General features: G+C 40.7%; 18 protein-coding genes. All 18 read left to right on the top strand.

What is annotated here, in order from left to right; all coding sequences use genetic code 11:
* The first annotated feature begins 123 nt into the window (after window positions 1-123).
* The 18 genes from citZ to dnaI all read left to right on the top strand — a co-directional run bounded on the left by citZ (window position 124) and on the right by dnaI (window position 20,170).
* Window positions 124-1,242 carry a citrate synthase gene (gene citZ, locus AC3ISE_RS16880; protein WP_489221863.1) on the top strand — a complete coding sequence of 373 codons (1,119 nt, stop codon included), beginning with the start codon at window positions 124-126 and terminating at the stop codon, window positions 1,240-1,242.
* Between the two features lie 242 nt (window positions 1,243-1,484).
* Window positions 1,485-2,753, top strand: a complete 1,269-nt coding sequence (gene icd, locus AC3ISE_RS16875) for an NADP-dependent isocitrate dehydrogenase (RefSeq protein ID WP_489221862.1) — start codon at window positions 1,485-1,487, stop codon at window positions 2,751-2,753.
* Between the two features lie 70 nt (window positions 2,754-2,823).
* Window positions 2,824-3,762 (top strand): malate dehydrogenase, encoded by a 939-nt coding sequence (mdh, locus tag AC3ISE_RS16870; protein ID WP_133309882.1) that lies wholly within the window; start codon window positions 2,824-2,826, stop codon window positions 3,760-3,762.
* A gap of 80 nt (window positions 3,763-3,842) precedes the next feature.
* Window positions 3,843-4,319 carry a MaoC/PaaZ C-terminal domain-containing protein gene (locus AC3ISE_RS16865; protein WP_070877719.1) on the top strand — a complete coding sequence of 159 codons (477 nt, stop codon included), beginning with the start codon at window positions 3,843-3,845 and terminating at the stop codon, window positions 4,317-4,319.
* 259 nt (window positions 4,320-4,578) lie between these two features.
* Window positions 4,579-5,298: a winged helix-turn-helix domain-containing protein gene (locus AC3ISE_RS16860; RefSeq protein ID WP_489221861.1), complete on the top strand. Its 720-nt coding sequence runs from the start codon at window positions 4,579-4,581 to the stop codon at window positions 5,296-5,298.
* Entirely contained in the window at window positions 5,291-7,051 is a 1,761-nt protein-coding gene (gene pnpS / locus AC3ISE_RS16855) for a two-component system histidine kinase PnpS (protein ID WP_489221860.1), read from the top strand. Before AC3ISE_RS16860 ends, pnpS begins: the two co-directional genes overlap by 8 nt.
* Before the next feature lie 217 nt (window positions 7,052-7,268).
* On the top strand, window positions 7,269-8,249 hold the full coding sequence (gene hflK, locus AC3ISE_RS16850) for an FtsH protease activity modulator HflK (RefSeq protein WP_489221859.1): 981 nt from the start codon (window positions 7,269-7,271) through the stop codon (window positions 8,247-8,249).
* Window positions 8,239-9,174 (top strand): protease modulator HflC, encoded by a 936-nt coding sequence (gene hflC / locus AC3ISE_RS16845; RefSeq protein WP_489221858.1) that lies wholly within the window; start codon window positions 8,239-8,241, stop codon window positions 9,172-9,174. Before hflK ends, hflC begins: the two co-directional genes overlap by 11 nt.
* Before the next feature lie 147 nt (window positions 9,175-9,321).
* Window positions 9,322-11,952, top strand: a complete 2,631-nt coding sequence (gene polA / locus AC3ISE_RS16840) for a DNA polymerase I (RefSeq protein ID WP_489221857.1) — start codon at window positions 9,322-9,324, stop codon at window positions 11,950-11,952.
* Between the two features lie 12 nt (window positions 11,953-11,964).
* A complete protein-coding gene (gene mutM, locus AC3ISE_RS16835; protein ID WP_489221856.1) occupies window positions 11,965-12,789 on the top strand; it encodes a DNA-formamidopyrimidine glycosylase in 825 nt (274 codons plus the stop codon).
* A gap of 64 nt (window positions 12,790-12,853) precedes the next feature.
* Complete coding sequence (gene ytaF / locus AC3ISE_RS16830; protein ID WP_489221855.1) at window positions 12,854-13,489, top strand: sporulation membrane protein YtaF; 636 nt, start codon at window positions 12,854-12,856, stop codon at window positions 13,487-13,489.
* Between the two features lie 16 nt (window positions 13,490-13,505).
* On the top strand, window positions 13,506-14,111 hold the full coding sequence (gene coaE, locus AC3ISE_RS16825; RefSeq protein WP_489221854.1) for a dephospho-CoA kinase: 606 nt from the start codon (window positions 13,506-13,508) through the stop codon (window positions 14,109-14,111).
* A 122-nt stretch (window positions 14,112-14,233) separates the two neighbouring features.
* A complete protein-coding gene (locus AC3ISE_RS16820) occupies window positions 14,234-15,256 on the top strand; it encodes a glyceraldehyde-3-phosphate dehydrogenase (protein ID WP_489221853.1) in 1,023 nt (340 codons plus the stop codon).
* A 784-nt stretch (window positions 15,257-16,040) separates the two neighbouring features.
* On the top strand, window positions 16,041-16,421 hold the full coding sequence (speD, locus tag AC3ISE_RS16815; protein WP_070877709.1) for an adenosylmethionine decarboxylase: 381 nt from the start codon (window positions 16,041-16,043) through the stop codon (window positions 16,419-16,421).
* A 166-nt stretch (window positions 16,422-16,587) separates the two neighbouring features.
* The gene (locus tag AC3ISE_RS16810; RefSeq protein ID WP_489221852.1) at window positions 16,588-16,986 is read left to right on the top strand and encodes a cytosolic protein; all 399 of its coding nucleotides are present in this window, start codon (window positions 16,588-16,590) and stop codon (window positions 16,984-16,986) included.
* Window positions 16,987-17,286: 300 nt separating this feature from the next.
* Window positions 17,287-17,745 carry a transcriptional regulator NrdR gene (nrdR, locus tag AC3ISE_RS16805; protein WP_070877707.1) on the top strand — a complete coding sequence of 153 codons (459 nt, stop codon included), beginning with the start codon at window positions 17,287-17,289 and terminating at the stop codon, window positions 17,743-17,745.
* Between the two features lie 60 nt (window positions 17,746-17,805).
* Window positions 17,806-19,215 carry a replication initiation and membrane attachment family protein gene (locus AC3ISE_RS16800; protein ID WP_489221851.1) on the top strand — a complete coding sequence of 470 codons (1,410 nt, stop codon included), beginning with the start codon at window positions 17,806-17,808 and terminating at the stop codon, window positions 19,213-19,215.
* 19 nt (window positions 19,216-19,234) lie between these two features.
* The gene (gene dnaI, locus AC3ISE_RS16795; protein WP_489221850.1) at window positions 19,235-20,170 is read left to right on the top strand and encodes a primosomal protein DnaI; all 936 of its coding nucleotides are present in this window, start codon (window positions 19,235-19,237) and stop codon (window positions 20,168-20,170) included.
* The last annotated feature ends 78 nt before the right edge of the window (window positions 20,171-20,248 follow it).

The raw sequence follows: 20,248 nt of genomic DNA, 5'->3' as shown, positions 1-20,248 counted from the left end.
GTCGTTTAAACGATTGAAAGATTGGGCAAATAAAAAGAAAAAGACCAGTTTGTCGAATGCTATCTTTTATTGTTGACGAGAAGAGCGGATCAATGGGGATATTTTTGCAAAGGAGAGATTTACATGACAACAACACGGGGTCTAGAAGGAGTAGTTGCTACTACTTCATCTGTAAGTTCTATTATTGATGATACTCTTACATATGCGGGGTATAATATCGATGATTTAGCAGAGAATGCTAGTTTCGAAGAGGTCGTTTATTTATTGTGGCATAGAAAGCTTCCAACGAAAGACCAGCTTGCCGAAATTAAAAAAGAACTTGCTGAGAATGCTGAAATACCGCAGGAGGTTGTTGATCACTTTAAATCATACGATTTAAAATCTGTACATCCGATGGCAGCTCTGCGTACAGCTGTATCTCTTCTTGGCTTGTTTGACAGTGAAGCAGATGTAATGGATCCGGAAGCTAACTACCGCAAAGCGATCCGCCTTCAGGCTAAACTGCCGACAATTGTTTCAGCATTTGCCCGGATCCGTAAAGGACTTGAGCCTATTAAACCAAAATCTGATGCTAGTTTAGCAGCGAACTTCCTGTATACTTTAACTGGCGAAGAGCCGAGCAGTGTAGCAGTTGAAGCTTTCAACAAAGCGCTGGTCCTTCATGCGGATCATGAGCTCAATGCATCTACATTTACAGCACGGGTTTGTGTAGCAACATTATCAGATGTTTATTCCGGCGTGACTGCAGCAATCGGAGCTCTTAAAGGGCCTCTTCATGGCGGTGCAAATGAAGCAGTTATGAAAATGCTCAAAGAAATCGGCGATGTTGATAACGTTGAGTCATATTTGCATGAAAAGTTCGCACGCAAAGAAAAAATTATGGGCTTTGGACACCGTGTGTACCGCCAAGGTGATCCTAGAGCGAAACATCTTAAGGAAATGTCTGAAAAATTGACGAACCTCACGGGTGAGCCAAAATGGTTTGAAATGTCTACAAAAATTGAAGAAGTCGTAACAAGTGAAAAATCCATTCCGCCAAACGTAGATTTTTATTCAGCATCTATGTACCACAGCTTAGGAATCGATCATGATTTGTTCACGCCTATCTTTGCTGTCAGCCGTGTATCCGGATGGCTCGCTCATATTCTTGAGCAATATGAGAACAACCGTCTGATCCGCCCGCGTGCAGATTATACAGGACCTGACATGCAGAAGTATGTCCCAATCGATGAGCGCGGCTGATCTCTTTTAAAGATTAGAGGCCCTTTACAGTGAAAGCTGGACCGGCCTCTTATTGAAGAATCAGAAAAAACCAGGCGATTCCGCTATTCTAGCTGTCTAGCTCCACCGCCTAACTCCTCGGCCAGAACGGCTTCGCAAGCATTGGCAAAAAGCGCCTTTACTTTCGGATCCTTATCTGTCTGTCGGAGCTAACCAGGCGATTCCGCTTTTCTAACTATTATACATAACAGGAGGTAATTATTTTGACACAAGGACAAAAAATTACAGTAACAGATGGAGTATTAAACGTACCTAACAATCCAATCATTCCATTTATCGAAGGGGACGGAATTGGTCCTGATATCTGGGCAGCAGCTTCTCGCGTTTTAGAGGCAGCAGTTGATAAAGCATATAACAGCGAAAAGAAAATTGAGTGGAAAGAAGTTTTGGCTGGGGAAAAAGCATTCAACCAGACTGGCGAATGGCTTCCTGAAGAAACACTTAATGTAATCCGCGAATACTTCATCGCGATTAAAGGACCTTTGACGACTCCAGTAGGCGGAGGAATTCGCTCATTAAATGTTGCTCTTCGTCAAGAACTTGATTTGTTCACTTGCCTTCGTCCTGTTCGCTATTTCAATGGAGTTCCTTCTCCAATTAAGCGTCCTGAAGATACAGACATGGTCATTTTCCGCGAGAATACGGAAGATATTTATGCTGGAATTGAGTATGCTAAAGGATCTGAAGAAGTAGAAAAATTGATTTCATTCCTTAAAAATGAGTTAGGCGTTAATAAAATCCGCTTCCCTGAAACTTCAGGCATCGGCATTAAGCCTGTTTCTGAAGAGGGAACTCAGCGTCTAGTGCGTGCTGCGATCAATTATGCAATTAAAGAAGGCCGCAAATCAGTAACACTAGTTCACAAAGGAAACATCATGAAGTATACGGAAGGTGCTTTCAAGAATTGGGGCTATGAACTGGCTGAAAAAGAATTCGGAGATCAAGTATTTACTTGGGCTGAATATGACCGCATCGTTGAAAAAGACGGTAAGGATGCTGCAAACAAAGCACAGCAGGATGCAGAAGCTGCCGGCAAAATCATTGTAAAAGATTCTATCGCTGATATTTTCCTTCAGCAGATCTTAACTCGTCCTCGTGAATTTGACGTAGTTGCAACAATGAACTTAAACGGAGACTACATTTCTGATGCCCTTGCTGCTCAAGTAGGCGGAATCGGTATCGCTCCTGGAGCAAATATCAACTATGAAACTGGACATGCTATCTTCGAAGCTACCCATGGTACAGCTCCTAAATATGCAGGACTTGATAAAGTAAATCCATCATCTGTCATTCTTTCCGGTGTGTTAATGCTTGAGCACTTAGGATGGAATGAAGCAGCTAAATTAGTTGTTGATGCAATGGAACAATCAATCTCAGACAAAGTAGTTACGTATGACTTTGCCCGTTTAATGGACGGCGCTAAAGAAGTAAAATGCTCTGAGTTCGCAGATGCGTTAATCAGCAAAATGTAAGAAAACCAGTAAGGCTATTTTTCATCTTTGAAAAATAGCCTTATCATACATTGTAAAGGGGTTGTTTTGAATGGGAATGAAACGCAAAAAGGTTTCAGTGATCGGTGCTGGCTTCACTGGTGCGACAACTGCATTTTTATTAGCTCAAAAAGAACTTTCAGATGTCGTATTAGTAGATATTCCGCAGCTTGAGAATCCTACTAAAGGGAAAGCTTTAGATATGCTGGAAGCTAGCCCTGTTCAAGGATTTGATGCTAATATTATTGGAACAAGCGATTATGCAGATACAGCTGATTCTGATATTGTCATCATTACAGCAGGCATCGCCCGCAAACCTGGTATGAGCCGGGATGACTTAGTTCAAACAAACCAAAAAATTATGAAAAGCGTTACAAAGGAAATTGTGAAATACTCTCCAAATACAATCATCATTGTTTTAACAAATCCTGTCGATGCTATGACTTACACTGTGTATAAAGAATCAGGATTCCCGAAAAGCCGTGTAATCGGACAATCAGGAGTGCTTGATACAGCACGATTCCGTACATTCGTAGCACAAGAGCTGAATCTTTCAGTGAAAGATGTAACAGGTTTTGTACTGGGCGGACACGGAGACGATATGGTGCCGCTCGTACGCTACTCATATGCAGGCGGTATTCCCCTTGAAACATTAATCCCGAAAGACCGTTTAGAAGCAATCGTTGAGAGAACACGCAAAGGCGGCGGAGAGATTGTTAACTTATTAGGCAATGGCAGCGCGTATTATGCTCCAGCAGCTTCATTAGTTGAAATGTCAGAGGCGATTCTTAAAGATCAGCGCCGCGTAATCCCTGCGATTGTTTACCTCGAAGGCGAATATGGCTATAAAGGAATTTACTTAGGCGTTCCAACGATCCTTGGAGGAAACGGGCTTGAGCAAATTATTGAGCTTGAATTAACGACTGACGAAAAAGAAGCATTAACAAAGTCTGCAGAATCTGTAAAAAGCGTAATGAAAGTTCTTACGTAATAACTCTGAAGTTGGAGAGAGATCTCCAGCTTCTTTGCGAAAGAAATTGTAAACGTTTTCACTTTTGGAGGTGACCGCAAGTGCTGCTTGGCAAAAAAAGAAAACTTGGGAGACAAATCGATGAAATCACTACAGGAGAAAAATTAACACTTACTGAGAAGATTGAAGATAAAGATTTGCTCCTGTATCTTGGCCTGACAAATGATGCAAACCCGCTTTATATTCAGCATGACTATGCCTCGTTAACACCTTATGAAAAACCGATTGTACCAAGTATCATGCTTACAGGAATTATTACTTCTGCTGTTTCTAAATATTTACCGGGACCAGGAAGTCACATTCTGCAGCAGAATCTCTCGTTTCCTCTGCCAGTCTATCATTACAGCATGATTCAATTTTTCTTTGAAGTCACAGATGTTAATAAAGCAGAGAATCAGATTACCTTGCGTGTAGAAGCGCAGAATGAAAAAGAAGTGACTGTTATCGAAGGATCGATTATTGTTGTACCACCTGTTCAGCTTTCATCAATGGACGGACATGCTCTTGAAAACTTTTAAACCTGAAATACCAGTGTCCTAATGCGGATGCTGGTATTTTTTTTAGATTCATGTGTTCTTTTGTTCTGCTAAGAATACAATAGGAATTTGTCTGCTTTTATTGGTCATTCTAAGGAATAGTAACCTGCTTGATTAGAGGTGGATCTGTATGATTTGAAAGAAAACGTTTGTTCAATTGCATCTATCCTCTATAATGGAGATATAAAAAGAGATAAGCGATTTGGATTGTTTGGGGTAAAACTATTTGGTGGAGGCTTATATGAGTAAGAAAATTCTGGTCGTAGATGACGAACAATCAATTTTAACCTTGCTTCAATACAATCTTATTCAAGCGGGTTTTGAAGTAATTACAGCAATCGATGGAGAAGAAGGTCTTGAAATGGGGCTGACTGAATCACCAGATTTAATGGTGCTCGATCTCATGCTTCCAAAAATGGACGGCATAGAGGTATGCAAACAGCTTAGACAAAAGAAAATCATGGTGCCGATTCTGATGCTGACGGCTAAAGATGATGAATTTGATAAAGTTCTTGGTTTAGAACTTGGGGCAGATGATTATATGACAAAGCCTTTTAGTCCAAGAGAAGTTGTTGCGAGGGTAAAAGCCATTTTAAGAAGAACACAGACTTCATCTGATCCAGAAATTAAAGAACTTGATACTTCTGAAAGAATGATGATTGGAGATCTGAAAATCCTTCCGGAACATTACGAAGCCTATTACGGGGATGAACGTCTTGAGCTGACTCCTAAAGAATTCGAACTTCTTGTTTATTTAGCCAGACATAAGGGCCGTGTACTGACAAGGGACCAGCTGCTGAGCGCTGTCTGGAACTATGATTTTGCCGGAGATACACGAATAGTCGATGTACATATCAGCCACTTGCGTGAAAAAATTGAGCGAAACACAAAAAAGCCGCTCTACATAAAAACGATAAGGGGACTGGGATACAAGCTCGAGGAGCCTAGAATGGATGAATAGGTTTCGTTCACGCCTGATTTTTGCTCTTATCACGCTGATCATTGCGGTTTTAATTGGCCTTGGGCTGCTTCTTGGACAAATATTCGGCAGTTATTATATGAATTCCTTTCAAGAGCGGATAAAAGAAGAGGCAAAAATAACGGAACTTTTGATTCAGGAAAAGGGATTTACTTCACCTAATTTTGATTCGTTTCTTAAAAACTACAGCGAAACAATCAAATCTCATATTACAATTTACGATCGAAACGGAAATGTGTTAAAGGATGCCGGGCCATTTCAGCAAAATCATGAGGCAATTGCGAAAGAAATATTGATAAAACACCGCAATTCCAAAAAAGGATTCAAACTCAATATCGAGGAAGAAAATCTCTATTTCTATGGTTTGCCTTACATTGAGAATGATGTGAAACAGGGCTATATTATCCTTAGCTCAACAGAAAACTCCTTAAAGAAAATCAATCAGCAAATATGGGGTCTTCTTATTGCGAGCCTTGGTTTGGCTCTTCTCGTTATCCTCCTCCTTGCTGTAAGGATCACTTCCCGTTATACAAAACCGATTGAATCCGCCACAAATGTGGCTATGGAGCTTGCAAAAGGCAACTATAAAGCGAGAACGTATGAAGATCGCCTTGATGAAACCGGCATGCTCAGTCAATCCATCAATGTTCTGGCAAGAAATCTTCAGGATATGAACCGTGCTCAGGAAATGCAGCAGGATCGTCTCCAGACTCTAATAGAAAACATGGGCAGCGGCTTGATTTTGATTGATGGCAGAGGATATATCAATCTAGTCAATCGTGCCTACAAAGAATTATTCAATATTGAATCCACCGACTTTTTATATAAACTATATTATGAAGCCTTTCAGCATAAAGAAATTGTTGATCTGGTCGAGCACATCTTTATGACCGAAATCAAGGCGAGAAAACAGCTGCATCTTCCTCTTAAAATAGAGCGCAGGCATTTTGAAGTATACGGTGCGCCGATTATTGGCACCAATGATGAATGGAAGGGCATCGTTCTTGTTTTTCATGATATTACGGAACTGAAAAAGCTTGAGCAAATGAGAAAAGACTTCGTTGCGAATGTATCTCATGAGCTGAAAACGCCTATTACATCCATTAAAGGCTTTACAGAAACATTGCTTGACGGGGCACTCGAGGACAGGCAGACCCTGGAGTATTTCCTATCCATTATTCTTAAAGAGAGTGACAGACTGCAAACCCTGATTCAGGACTTGCTTGACTTATCAAAAATAGAACAGCAGGGCTTCAAGCTCAATCTTCAAAACTGCAATGCAAAGGAAATCCTTGAAGAAGTCATTATCATTCTCAAAAGCAAAGCAGATGAGAAAGAAATAGAGTTATCACTTCATGTGAATTCTGATGAACTGTATGTGTTTGGGGATGTTTATCGTCTAAAGCAAATCTTTATTAATCTTATTAGCAATGCCTTGAACTATACGCCTAAAGGGGGTAAAGTGCAGGTGTTTCTAAAAGACGGTGAAAGTCACGCAGCTTTTATTGTCAGTGATACAGGAATTGGAATTGAAAAAGAAGAAATTCCAAGAATTTTTGAACGTTTTTACAGAGTAGATAAAGCGAGAAGCCGTAATTCGGGCGGAACGGGGCTGGGACTTGCTATTGTTAAGCATTTGGTTGAAGCGCATAAGGGGCAGATTTTTGTAAACAGCACGGTAGGTGAAGGAACGACTTTCACAGTAAAGCTGAAAAAAAATCATCATTTGGAGTAGGTTTACATTATATTTACATCACATTTAATCTTGCTTAATAAAGTGCTGATAATATAATAAGTGAAAACCCCTTCATCCAAGGAGCCAATCTTTTGGACGAGAACATTCCCTGTTCTCGTCCCTTTTTTTGTTCCAATATTTAAAAAACTTCCAAAAAAATGAAACCTTTTCACCGGCGCTGCGTAAATATTTGTGAAGGTAAAAAGGGGGCATAGAAATGATCAGCATCAAGCGCATTTATACAATAATCGGAGCTGTCTTATTAGTTATTGTTCTAGCTATTCTTGCATTTACAACCTGGTATACGGTGGATGAATCGGATCAGGCTGTTATTATCACATTTGGCGAAGTGGAAGAAGGCATCAGTGAACCCGGGCTTCACTTTAAAATGCCATGGCCAATTCAATCTGTTGAAAAACTGTCAAAAGAAACATTCAGTCTTCAGTTTGGCTATACAGAAAAAGATGGAGATGTAAAATCATTTCCAAAAGATACAAAAATGATCACAGGTGATGAAAATATTGTTTTGGCTGATATGGTTGTGCAATGGAAAATAACCAATCCTGAAAAATATTTATTTAACTCGGAGGATCCTCAGGAAATTTTATATGATGCAACATCTGCTTCTTTAAGAAGTATTATCGGAAGTTCAATTATTGATGATGCACTTACATCCGGAAAGGTAGAAATTGAGGAAGATGTACAGGAACTGTTAATCTCCCTTGTTGAAAAATACGATATCGGCATTTCTATACTTGCAGTAAAGCTTCAGGATGTTGATCTGCCGAATGATGAGGTCCGCAAAGCCTTTACAGATGTAACAAGTGCACGTGAAACAATGAACACTAAAATAAATGAAGCAAAAAAATATTCGAATCAGCGGACTCAAGAGGCAGAGGGAGAAAAAAATGCATTAATGTCAAAAGCTGAAGGGGATAAAACGGCAAGAATTGAGAAAGCACGCGGTGAGGTTGCTACATTCAATGCTGTTCTGGGAGAATATCAGAATGCGAAGGCAATCACGGAGAAACGTTTAATCCTTGAAACGATTGATCAAGTGCTTCCGGGAGCAACGATTTATTTCATGAAAGATGACGGCAGCACAATGAAGTATTTCCCAATTGGCGACATGCAAAAGCAAGCAGAGGCAAAGCCAAAAGCAGCAGATGAAGAAGGAAGTGATAAAAATGGCCAATGATAATCTAGTCAAAATGAAAGATCAGCGCAAAGATTTCAGCGGATACCGAAAATATATCCGTGCTGGGATCTGGTTTGTCTTAACGCTCATCCTTGCCATTGTCCTGCTTACAAATCTGTTTGTCGTGAAAGAAAATGAGTACAAAGTAATCCGCCAGTTTGGAGAAGTTGTTAAAATTATTGAAAAACCTGGTCTGCACATAAAAATACCATTTGTTCAAACGGTATCTTCCATTCCAAAATACCAAATGACTTTTGACGTAGAAGAGGCGGAAATAAACACAAAAGATAAAAAGCGGATCTTGATAGATAACTATGCTGTGTGGAAGGTAGATGATCCGAAAAAATTGATTGCCAATGCAAGAACGCTTGTAAACGCTGAAACAAAGATGGCGGAATTTACGTTTTCAACCGTTCGTTCTGAGCTTGGGAAATTAAACTATGATGAAATCATCAACGATGAAAAGTCATCCAGGGGAAGCATTAACGATAAAGTAACGGAGATTGTGAATTCTCTTCTTGAAAAAGACGGATACGGCATCAGTGTAACGGACGTGCGGATTAAACGGACAGATTTACCGGAAGATAATGAGGAATCGGTTTATACCAGAATGATTTCAGAGCGGCAGTCAACGGCACAGGAGTATTTATCCATGGGAGATGCGCGGAAAAATACGATCATTGCAGAGACAGATCGGACGGTAAAAGAAATGCTTGCTAAAGCAGCTGCAGACGCAGACGTCATCCGAAGCCAGGGTGAAAAGGAAGCAGGTAAAGTTTACAATAGCTCTTATTCAAAAGACCCAGCATTCTATGAGCTGTATCGAACACTCGAATCCTATAAGAAAACAATCGGCGATGAAACAGTCATCATCATGCCGTTTGACTCCGAATATGCCAAAACATTGATGGGTGAGACGGAATAAACCTAATCAGCTAAACAGAAATAATAAGCCCTTGATTTTCTTTCTTTCTGCCTCTCATGGTAGAATAGAGAAAGATAAATCATGGGTTTTTTCTTAAGAAAAACGTATGAATAAGGTGTATTTCTTACATACAGGAGGTTCGGTTGAATGACAAAAAAACTCGTTCTCATTGACGGGAACAGCATTGCCTATCGCGCTTTTTTTGCCTTGCCATTGCTGAATAACGATAAAGGCGTACATACGAATGCTATATATGGATTTACTATGATACTTATGAAAATACTTGAGGATGAAAAACCTTCACACCTTCTTGTTGCATTTGATGCAGGGAAAACTACTTTCAGACATGAAACGTATAAAGAATATAAAGGCGGAAGACAGAAGACCCCGCCTGAGCTCTCGGAGCAGTTTCCATTTATCCGCGAGCTGCTGGATGCCTACAGCATTTCACGCTATGAACTTCCGAATTTTGAAGCGGATGACATTATCGGAACGCTGTCAAAGCAAGCTGAACGGGATGGATTTGAAGTGAAGGTCATCTCTGGTGATAAAGATTTAACCCAGCTTGTTTCAGAGCATATCACGGTTGATATAACGAGAAAAGGAATTACAGACGTGGATTCCTATACACCTGAGTTTGTTCAGGAGAAATATGGACTTGTTCCGGCTCAGATTGTGGATATGAAAGGATTAATGGGTGACAGCTCGGATAATATCCCAGGTGTTCCCGGTGTTGGAGAGAAGACAGCGATTAAGCTGCTGAAGGAGCACGAAACGCTTGAACGTCTCCTCGAATCTCTGGATCAGGTGACCGGTAAGAAGTTAAAAGAGAAGCTTGAAGAAAACAAGGATCAGGCCATCATGAGCAAGGAGCTTGCAACAATCAACTGTGCTGCACCTGTAGAAATAACATTAGCTGATGTGCAGTACGGAGGCTACGATGTAAAGAATGTTGCAGGGATCTACAAAGAACTGGGGTTCAATTCATTGCTGGGCAAGCTTGGAGCGGAAGCAGAGATTGAGGAACAGCCAATTGAGGATGTCCAATATGAAATCGCAGAAGACATAACAGATGATTTGCTTACAGATGATGCTGTTTTAATCGTTGAAGTATTGGAAGATAACTATCATAACAGCGACATTATCGGTCTTGCGATCATAAATGAGAACGGAAACTTTTACGTTCCGACTGAACTGGCTTTAACCTCTGAAAAGTTTTCAAAGTGGGCTTCAGATCATACGAAGCGCAAAACTGTGTATGATGCTAAACAATCGATTGTCGCTCTTCATTGGCAGGGGATTGATCTTAATGCGGTTGAATTTGATGTTTTGCTTGCGGCATACATCCTCGACCCTTCACAAACGTTTGATGATGCAGCAAGTGTTGCCCGCCATAAAGGCATACATATTGTTCAGTCAAATGAGGCTGTTTATGGAAAAGGAGCCAAGAGGGGAATTCCTGAGACAGAAAAACTTGCGGAACACTTAGTGCGCAAAGGCATTGCTCTGCAGACAGTCAGAGAAAAACTGCAGCTTGAGCTGGAGGAGAATGAACAGCTTGAGCTTTACCAGGATCTTGAAATGCCGCTTTCAATCATTTTGGCTGAGATGGAAGCAACAGGTGTAACGGTGGATGTGAACCGTTTAAACGATATGGGGCAGCAGCTGACTGAAAGGTTAAAAACTCTTGAAGAGAATATTCATCGCTTAGCCGGTGAAGCGTTCAATATTAATTCTCCGAAGCAGCTTGGAGTCATTTTATTTGATAAGCTTCAGCTTCCGGCAGTTAAAAAGACGAAAACAGGCTATTCTACATCGGCTGATGTTCTGGAAAAACTTGCGGATAAGCATGAAATCGTACAGGAAATTCTTCACTATCGTCAGCTTGGGAAGCTGCAGTCAACCTATATTGAAGGATTGCTTAAAGTTGTTCACCGCGACACAAATAAAGTTCATACAAGATACGTTCAGACATTAACGCAGACTGGGCGGTTAAGCTCAACAGACCCGAACCTGCAGAACATTCCAATCCGATTAGAAGAAGGGCGGAAAATTCGTCAGGCATTTGTCCCATCTGAATCAGACTGGGTAATGTTCGCTGCTGACTACTCTCAAATTGAGCTCAGAGTTCTTGCCCATATAGCAGGAGACAGCAATTTGATTGAAGCCTTTCAAAATGATTTGGACATTCATACAAAAACAGCAATGGATGTCTTCCATGTTGAAGCTGACGCCGTGACTTCCAATATGAGAAGACAGGCAAAAGCCGTAAACTTTGGAATCGTCTATGGAATCAGTGATTATGGATTATCTCAAAGCTTAAATATTACCCGAAAAGAAGCGGGTGAATTTATTAAGCGTTACCTCGAAAGCTTCGAAGGTGTTAAAGAGTACATGGAGGAAATCGTTCAGGAAGCAAAGCAAAATGGCTATGTAAAAACGCTGCTTCAGCGCCGCCGCTATATTCCTGAGATTACAAGCAGAAATTTTAATGTGCGCAGCTTTGCCGAGAGAACGGCTATGAATACTCCGATACAGGGAAGCGCCGCTGACATCATTAAAAAAGCGATGATTGATATGGCTGCACAGCTGAAAGAGAAAAAACTGAAAACGCGATTATTGCTGCAGGTGCATGATGAATTGATCTTTGAAGCTCCTAAAGATGAAATTGAAATACTTGAAAAACTGGTTCCGCAAGTGATGGAGCATGCAGTTGAACTGAAGGTGCCGCTTAAAGTCGATTATTCATTCGGATCATCTTGGTATGACGCAAAATAAGGAAGTGATAAGATGCCTGAATTGCCAGAGGTTGAAACCGTCAGACGAACACTTATTGAACTTGTAAAAGGAAAAACAATCGCAGCGGTTTATATCCATTGGCCTAAAATAATTAAAAGACCTGAAGTGATTGAGCAATTTCAGGATGCTGTAATTGGTCAGACAATCCATGATGTAGGGAGACGGGGAAAGTTTCTTAAATTTTTCCTTGATGACTATGTGCTCGTTTCACATCTGAGAATGGAAGGAAAATACGGCCTTTACAAGGACTCTGATCCGATTGATAAGCATACACATGTTGTATTTGTGATGACAGACGGCACAGAACTGAGGTATAAAGATGTACGCAAGTTTGGAACAATGCATCTTTTTAAAAAGGGAGAGGAAGAACTCGATCTTCCTTTATCTCATTTAGGACCTGAGCCTTTTTCTGAGCATTTTACAGTGAATTATCTAAGCGAAAAGCTCCAAAAAACAAATCGTAAAATAAAAGTTGTTCTGCTGGATCAAAAAGTGATGGTCGGACTTGGAAATATATATGTTGATGAGGCTTTATTCCGTGCGGGCATTCACCCCGAACGCCCTTCAAACGAATTGTCGAATGAGGAAATGATAAAGCTGCACCATGAGATTATTCTTACTTTAAGCGAAGCGGTTGAAAAAGGCGGAAGCACTATAAGGTCTTACGTCAATACACAAGGACAGATTGGTATGTTCCAGCTTGAATTGTTTGTTTACGGAAGAACGAATGAGCCGTGTAAAGTTTGCGGAAAAACATTAATCAAAACGGCTGTAGGGGGCAGAGGAACACACTACTGCGAAAACTGCCAGCGATAAGACTTTAACACCTCATAGGCCATTGTCATATACTACCGTAGCTTTTGCGGAAGGGGCATGGTTTATGGTTGCAGCTGCATCACTCTTTTTATTAGCATTTGCAGTAAGTTTGGATAGTTTTTCAGTCGGTTTTACTTATGGATTAAGAAAAATGAGCATGCCGATTAAGTCAATTATTATTATTGCCTGCTGTTCAGCAGTGACTTTGCTTTTAGCGATGGGAGCAGGGCATCTTCTCACGTCCTTTCTTCCTCATAGTCTGACTGCAAAACTTGGAGGCGTCATCTTAATTGCTATTGGAGCCTGGGTTCTTTATCAGTTTTTTCGTCCGGTAAAGGAAATGACTCAGGAAGAATCGGAGAAAACACTGCTCAACTTAGAGATTAAATCGTTTGGCATCGTGATTAATATATTGAGCAGGCCAACTGCGGCAGATATAGATAAATCCGGAACCATTACAGGAATAGAGGCGCTGCTGCTTGGTTTTGCGTTATCACTGGATGCATTTGGAGCGGGTATCGGCGCTGCTCTATTAGGTTATTCACCTATAATGACCAGTTTGCTGGTAGCTGTTATGAGCTCATTGTTTGTGGCGTTTGGAATCAAATCGGGCCATCTGTTTTCCCGGTTTGCCTGGATGGATAAACTCACTTTTTTACCAGGTGTCCTGCTGATTATTTTAGGCATCTGGAAGCTTTAGGCAAGGGGGATTCAAAGTGACATTGGCGATTGGATTAACAGGAGGCATTGCAAGCGGTAAAAGCACAGTCTCAAACATGTTTAAGGAAGCAAATATCCCGGTAATTGATGCAGATGTAATCGCCAAACAAGTAGTGGAAGCGGGAGAACCTGCTTATCATTTAGTGGTGGAGACATTCGGCCGCAGCATCTTAAAAGATGATGGCTCAATTGACCGTGAAAAGTTAGGCAGCATCGTTTTTCAAAACGAAACAGAGAGAAAAAGACTGAACGGCATCGTTCATCCTGCAGTCCGCAGGGAAATGCTGCAGCAAAAAGAGGATGCTGAAAAAAGAAATGAGCCTGCAGTAGTGCTGGATATTCCTCTCTTATTTGAAAGCAATTTATCACATATGGCAGACCTGACGGTTGTTGTTTATGTAGACCCGAGTGTGCAGCTTGAGCGGCTAATGAACCGGAACCAATTAACTAAGCAGGAAGCTGAATGGCGGATTCAGTCTCAGCTGCCTCTGAAGGATAAAAAGGAGAAAGCAGACGAAGTAATTGATAACAACGGCTCGCTTCAGTCAACGAAAAAGCAATTCGAAGATCTGATGAAAAAATGGAATCTTGCTTCTGAATGAAGCTTGATTCTTTTTTTTGAAAAAAAACGAATTTAATCATCCTAATAGTGGTTAAATGTGATATACTATTTATGAAATTAAGCATATATTAGTATATCACATAATCCGGAAGGGGTAATGGTATGAAAGCGAAGATTGCCATTAACGGTTTTGGTCGCATTGGGAGAATGGTATTTAGAAAAGCAATCTTTGAAGAAAATTTATCGATTGTAGCGATTAACGCAAGCTATCCGGCTGAGACGTTGGCGCACATGATAAAATATGATACAAATCACGGGAAATTCGAGGGAGAAGTTATTCCATTCGATGATTATTTACTTGTAAATGGACAAAAAATTCAGCTGCTGAATTTCAGAGATCCAAGGGATCTGCCTTGGGGATTGATGGATATCGATATCGTCATTGAAGCAACGGGTAAGTTCAATGACGGCGAAAAAGCCATGTACCATGTACAGGCAGGGGCTAAAAAAGTTGTCTTGACGGCACCTGGCAAAAACGAAGATGTAACAATTGTGATGGGTGTAAATGAAGAGGCTTACAATAATGAGCAGCACGTTATTATTTCAAATGCTTCCTGCACAACTAACTGTCTTGCTCCAGTTGTGAAAGTACTCGATGAGCAATTCGGGATTGAAAACGGATTAATGACGACCGTACATGCATACACAAATGATCAAAAAAACATAGATAATCCTCATAAAGACCTTCGCAGAGCAAGAGCCTGCGGCCAGTCTATTATACCTACAACTACAGGAGCCGCCAAGGCGCTGTCGCTTGTATTGCCGCATCTTCAAGGGAAACTTCATGGCATGGCGCTAAGAGTGCCGACACCAAATGTTTCACTGGTAGATCTTGTAGTGGATGTGAAGAGGGATGTAACGGTTGAGGAAGTAAGTTCAGCATTTATGACTGCTGCAATCGGACCATTACAAGGAGTGCTTGACTTCACGACAGAGCCGCTTGTTTCCATAGATTTCAACACAAACCCTCATTCTGCAATCATTGATGGTTTATCAACAATTGTGATGGCGGGCCACAAGATAAAAGTGCTTGCGTGGTATGACAATGAATGGGGATATTCTTGCAGAGTCGTTGACTTAGTCCAGTTCGTTGCTTCAAAAATGAAGAAGCTGTCTGCAGTTTAATAGGATGATAAAATGAAAACAGGCTGGGACAAAAGGTTTTCAGCCAAAGAATAATCCGAACTATTATGTGAAATTCCAACTTGAATTTCGTTATAGTTCGGATTTTTTTCTTTGGCTCTTTTCATAAATATTGTTGCTGCAGTACTAATTGTAGAAACCTTAAGTGGATTGCAGCGGAAGGAACTTGACTCCTGCGGGACATAGAGCAAAATGGGAGACCCCACAGGCAAAGCCGAGGAGGCTCCCATGCTCCCCGCGGAAAGCAAGTTCCTGGAGCTGCAAGGAACGGACATTATTTATCATGTAAAACAACAATTTATGCGAAAATAGCTCTTTCTTTTAATGGTTTTCGCACTATTCAATGTTCGGCTTTCATTCAGGAGATAAGGAGATAATCGTTACGTCCCAGTCTCTTTTTTTTTTGCTCAGAATGAGTGTTAGTTCCGCAAGAGGTATGTAAATGTCTCGATATTCACAGTCAATCAGCTTTAGCAGGTAATCGCCACCCAGTATCGTAATCAAAAAAATGGGCTGCTTAAAAAATCAGTTTTGGCGGGCTCTGCGGTTCATGTGAGAAAAGGTGCTGTATTTTTTCAAAAAAAGTTTGTTGCAAAAACAAACTAAAGGAAGTATACTATTTTTCGTGAACTTCTTACTAAGCGCGGCCTTGTGGCTACTTAAAGGGTTAGGACCTCTTTGGACTAACTTTCCCCCGTGGTAGTTGAACAATCCATTTGCGAAGAATTCATGTAAACTAATTTTGCTAAAGGGGGATCCATTAAAAATGGAAACAATGGGAAGACACGTTATCTCAGAATTATGGGGATGTGACTTTGATAAGCTGAACGATATGGAATACATTGAAAAGACTTTTGTAAATGCTGCTTTAAAATCAGGTGCCGAAGTACGCGAGGTTGCCTTTCATAAATTTGCTCCACAAGGTGTAAGCGGAGTTGTTATCATCTCTGAATCACATTTAACTATCCACAGCTTTCCTGAACACGGATATGCAAGCATCGATGTATACACATGCGGTGACTTAAATCCGAATATTGCTGCAGACTATATTGCAGAAGCTCTTGGAGCACAAACTCGCGAGAATATCGAAATTCCGCGCGGCATGGGTCCTGTACAAGTTAAACAAGCTCAAGTAAAAGCTCTTTAATGATGAATGATTTTCATGTAAAATAAAAGAGGTGCGAACTGCACCTCTTTTTCTTATGCTTCATATTTATTTTTTGAAATGATAAAAAACTCAGTGCTGCCTGCACGATTGTTTAAGAATGACAAATTTACATACAGAAAACAATAAAAGGAGCTTTACTTCGACTATGAGCATGCTGCGAAAAATGAAGGTTTTTCTTTCTACAGGTCAGGAAACATCCGAGAATCATTATGACGATGCTTTAAAAAGCCATTATTATAAAACTACCGCGAAAAAGGCAATTGAAGCAGTTGAAAATTCATTCAGCAAACAGCCCGGTGCGACGGTTACATCAGTATCAGAAGATCGCGGCGAAATCAGCGTTGTAATCGACAAACCGAAAAAAGCGCTGATGATTATCACGATCGTTTCGGTAAGACCTTATGAAACAGCCATTGATTTTAATGTATCAACAGATACTAAATTGGCAAGTGATTTCGGATTCAGCCGCAAGCTGATTATTGATTCATATGAGAAGCTGAACAAGGCACTGCCGTTTATAGGAACAGGACTGCATTCAAAGTGATCTTTGCTGCATGTCATTTATTTTCATAAAATAAGGCTCTTTTCGTAAACATTGTTGCTTTTAGACTAGATGTTAAAATCTTAAGTGAATTGTAGCGGAAGGAACTTGACTCCTGCGGGAAATTAGAGGGAAATGGGAGACCCCGCAGGCAGGGCCGAGGAGGCTCACACCCTCCCCGCGGAAAGCAAGTTCCTGCAGCGGAAAGTAACGGACAACATTTATAATCAAAAACAACAATCTATGCGAAAACAGCTTATAATAAAGATACAACCCTGATGCTTTTGGATTGGAGCTGGTAGTATGAAATGTCCAACATGTCAGCATAATGGAACAAGAGTGCTTGACTCACGGCCTGTTGATGAAGGGAAATCGATTAGAAGACGACGTGAATGCGAGGAATGCCAATACCGATTCACAACCTTTGAAAAAGTGGAGGAAATTCCGCTTATTGTTGTGAAAAAAGAAGGCGTCAGAGAAGAGTTCAGCAAGGACAAAATCCTGCGGGGCTTGATTAAAGCATGTGAAAAACGTCCTGTGCCTCTTCCGAAATTAGAGGAAATCGTCCAGGATATTGAAAAAGAATTAAGAAATCAAGGAATCTCAGAAGTAAACAGTGAAGATATCGGCGAGATGGTCATGGACAGACTTGCGCATGTAGATGAAGTTGCATACGTCCGGTTTGCTTCTGTTTACCGTCAATTTAAAGATATCAATGTTTTCATTCAAGAGTTATCAGAACTGATTAAAAAGGTGAAATAAAGAGCTCGTGAAGGAATCGCTTCAGGCTCTTTTTTTAACTTATGAAATAGAGGGAATGTAATGGACAAGCATTGGAATCAGTTATTGCCTGTTGATCGGTATTTGGTCAAAATGAATGGTGTCCTGCAGGATTTTGACAGGAAAGTTTTGACGCTGCTCTATCAGCCGCTATTAGGTGCAAAATGCTATGGTCTTTATATGACGCTTTGGGCTGAGCTTGAACAGGACCGGATGTGGAGCGAAGAAACGACACATCATGGGCTGATGTCCCTCATGCAGAGCAACCTGAGAGAAATCTATGAAGAGCGGATTAAGCTTGAGGGGATCGGGTTATTAAAGACGTTTCAAAAAGAACAAAGTGATACAAAGCTGTATATCTACGAATTGATGCCTCCTCTGAAGCCTGCTGACTTTTTTCAGGATGGGGTACTGAACATCTATTTATATAATCGCGTCGGGAAAAACAAATACAATCAGCTGAAGAAGTTTTTTGCAGACAGCAGCCTGTCTTCGGATCTCGTTCAAATTACGCGCCCGTTTAATGAGGTTTTTAAATCTCTGCAGCCGAGTGAAATGATATCTAGACTCACAGATGAAGTGCAGGAAGATCTTGAACCAGAAAAGGGAACAGAATTTTATCATTCTGGAGAAGCAGCATCGCCTTTGATGACAGATGATGTGTTTGATTTTGATTTATTTTTTGCAGGATTGTCAGAAGCGGTCATTCCTAGAAAGTCCATAACGAAGAAAGTGAAAGAAACCATTAAAAAACTTTCATACTTGTATGGGATTAATGCAATGGAAATGAAAAATGTCGTGATGAATGCCATTGACGCAAATGAAACAATCCAAATTGACAGCTTAAGAAAAGCTGCAAGAGACTGGTATCAATTTGAGCACGGAGAAAAATTGCCTGCACTTGCCGATAAAACCCAGCCTGCTTTTCTAAGGTCTGAAACTTCCCCTGAAAAAGAACTGTCTCAGGAGGAAATGCTGATCAAACAGCTTGATTCGATTTCGCCAAAGCAGTTTTTAATGGATCTCGCAGATGGAATTGAGCCAGCGTCAGCTGATTTGCAGATTGTTGAAGAAGTCATGTTTAAGCAGAAGCTTCATCCTGGCGTCGTTAATGTTTTAATTTACTATGTTATGTTAAAAACAGATATGAAGCTATCGAAATCCTATGTGCAGAAAATTGCAAGTCATTGGGCCAGAAAACAAGTAGCCACTGTCAGATCCGCAATGGAGCTCGCAAAGCAGGAGCACAGGCAATACCAGGAGTGGGCAGAAAAGAAAACTGTTTCTAAAACTGGCAGAAAACTGATAAGAAAAGAGAAGCTGCCTCAATGGCTTAAAGAAGATCTGGAAAAACCTGAAACAAAAGAAGAAATCAACCAAACAGAAGTGGATATCGAGCGGAAAAGGCTTGAAGAAAAAATAAAACAATACAGACAGCAGCAGTCAGAATAACTTGTGGAGGTGAAATCAATTGGAATCGATTAATAAAACGTTAAGCGGACTTGCTAACCGTGAGGATTTTCAAAAACGGATGAGTGCGATGAAAGCACAAATTATGAAGAATCCAGACATTCAAAAATTTCTGAGTGAACATCGTTTGGAAATTGATGATGCGATGATTAACAGAAGTCTAATCAAGCTGTATGAATACATCGGCCAAAGCAAGCGGTGTGCAGATTGCCCGAGCCTCTCAGAATGTAAGAACCTAGTTGAAGGATATCATCCGCAGCTTATTTTACAAGGGAAAACGATCGATTTAAAATATGAGGTTTGCCCAATGAAGGAAGCAGAGGATGAGCGCAAGAAACATCAGGCTTTAATTAAATCCATGTTTATTCCCCGTGATATTTTAAATGCGAAGCTTGAAGATATTGATTTAAAAGAAGACAGCAGGGTAAGAGTTGTTCATACGGTTCTCAGCTTCAGCGAAGAATATGAAGCAGGAAAGAATGTGAAGGGAATGTATCTTTACGGTTCGTTTGGAGTCGGCAAGACCTATATACTCGGAGCCATTGCAAATGAGCTCGCCAAGAAAAAAATTCCTTCCATGCTCGTTTATGTTCCTGAATTTATGAGAGAACTGAAGAGTTCACTCCATGACAATTCACTTGAAAGCAAGATTGATGCCGTTAAAAAAGTGAAAGTGCTTATGCTCGATGATATTGGTGCAGAGGCGATGTCCAGCTGGATTCGTGATGATATATTAGGCTCTATTCTTCAATACCGCATGCTTGAAAATCTGCCGACATTTTTCACGTCAAACTTCAGCATGAAAGATTTGCAGAGTCATTTAAGTGTTACACAGCGCGGGGAGGAAGAACCTGTAAAATCCGCACGAATCATGGAGAGAATTAAATATCTTGCCGATCCTTATGAATTAAAAGGCCGAAATTGGCGGGAGAGGTAGCTCAGCGAGACACAGTTCTAAAAGGACTGTGTTTTTTATTTTCCCTTAAAAAACGATTCTATTTAACGGTTCTCCGCC

Source organism: Metabacillus sp. KH_069, from assembly GCF_057838075.1.
This window is presented reverse-complemented; position numbering and strand designations above follow the sequence as displayed.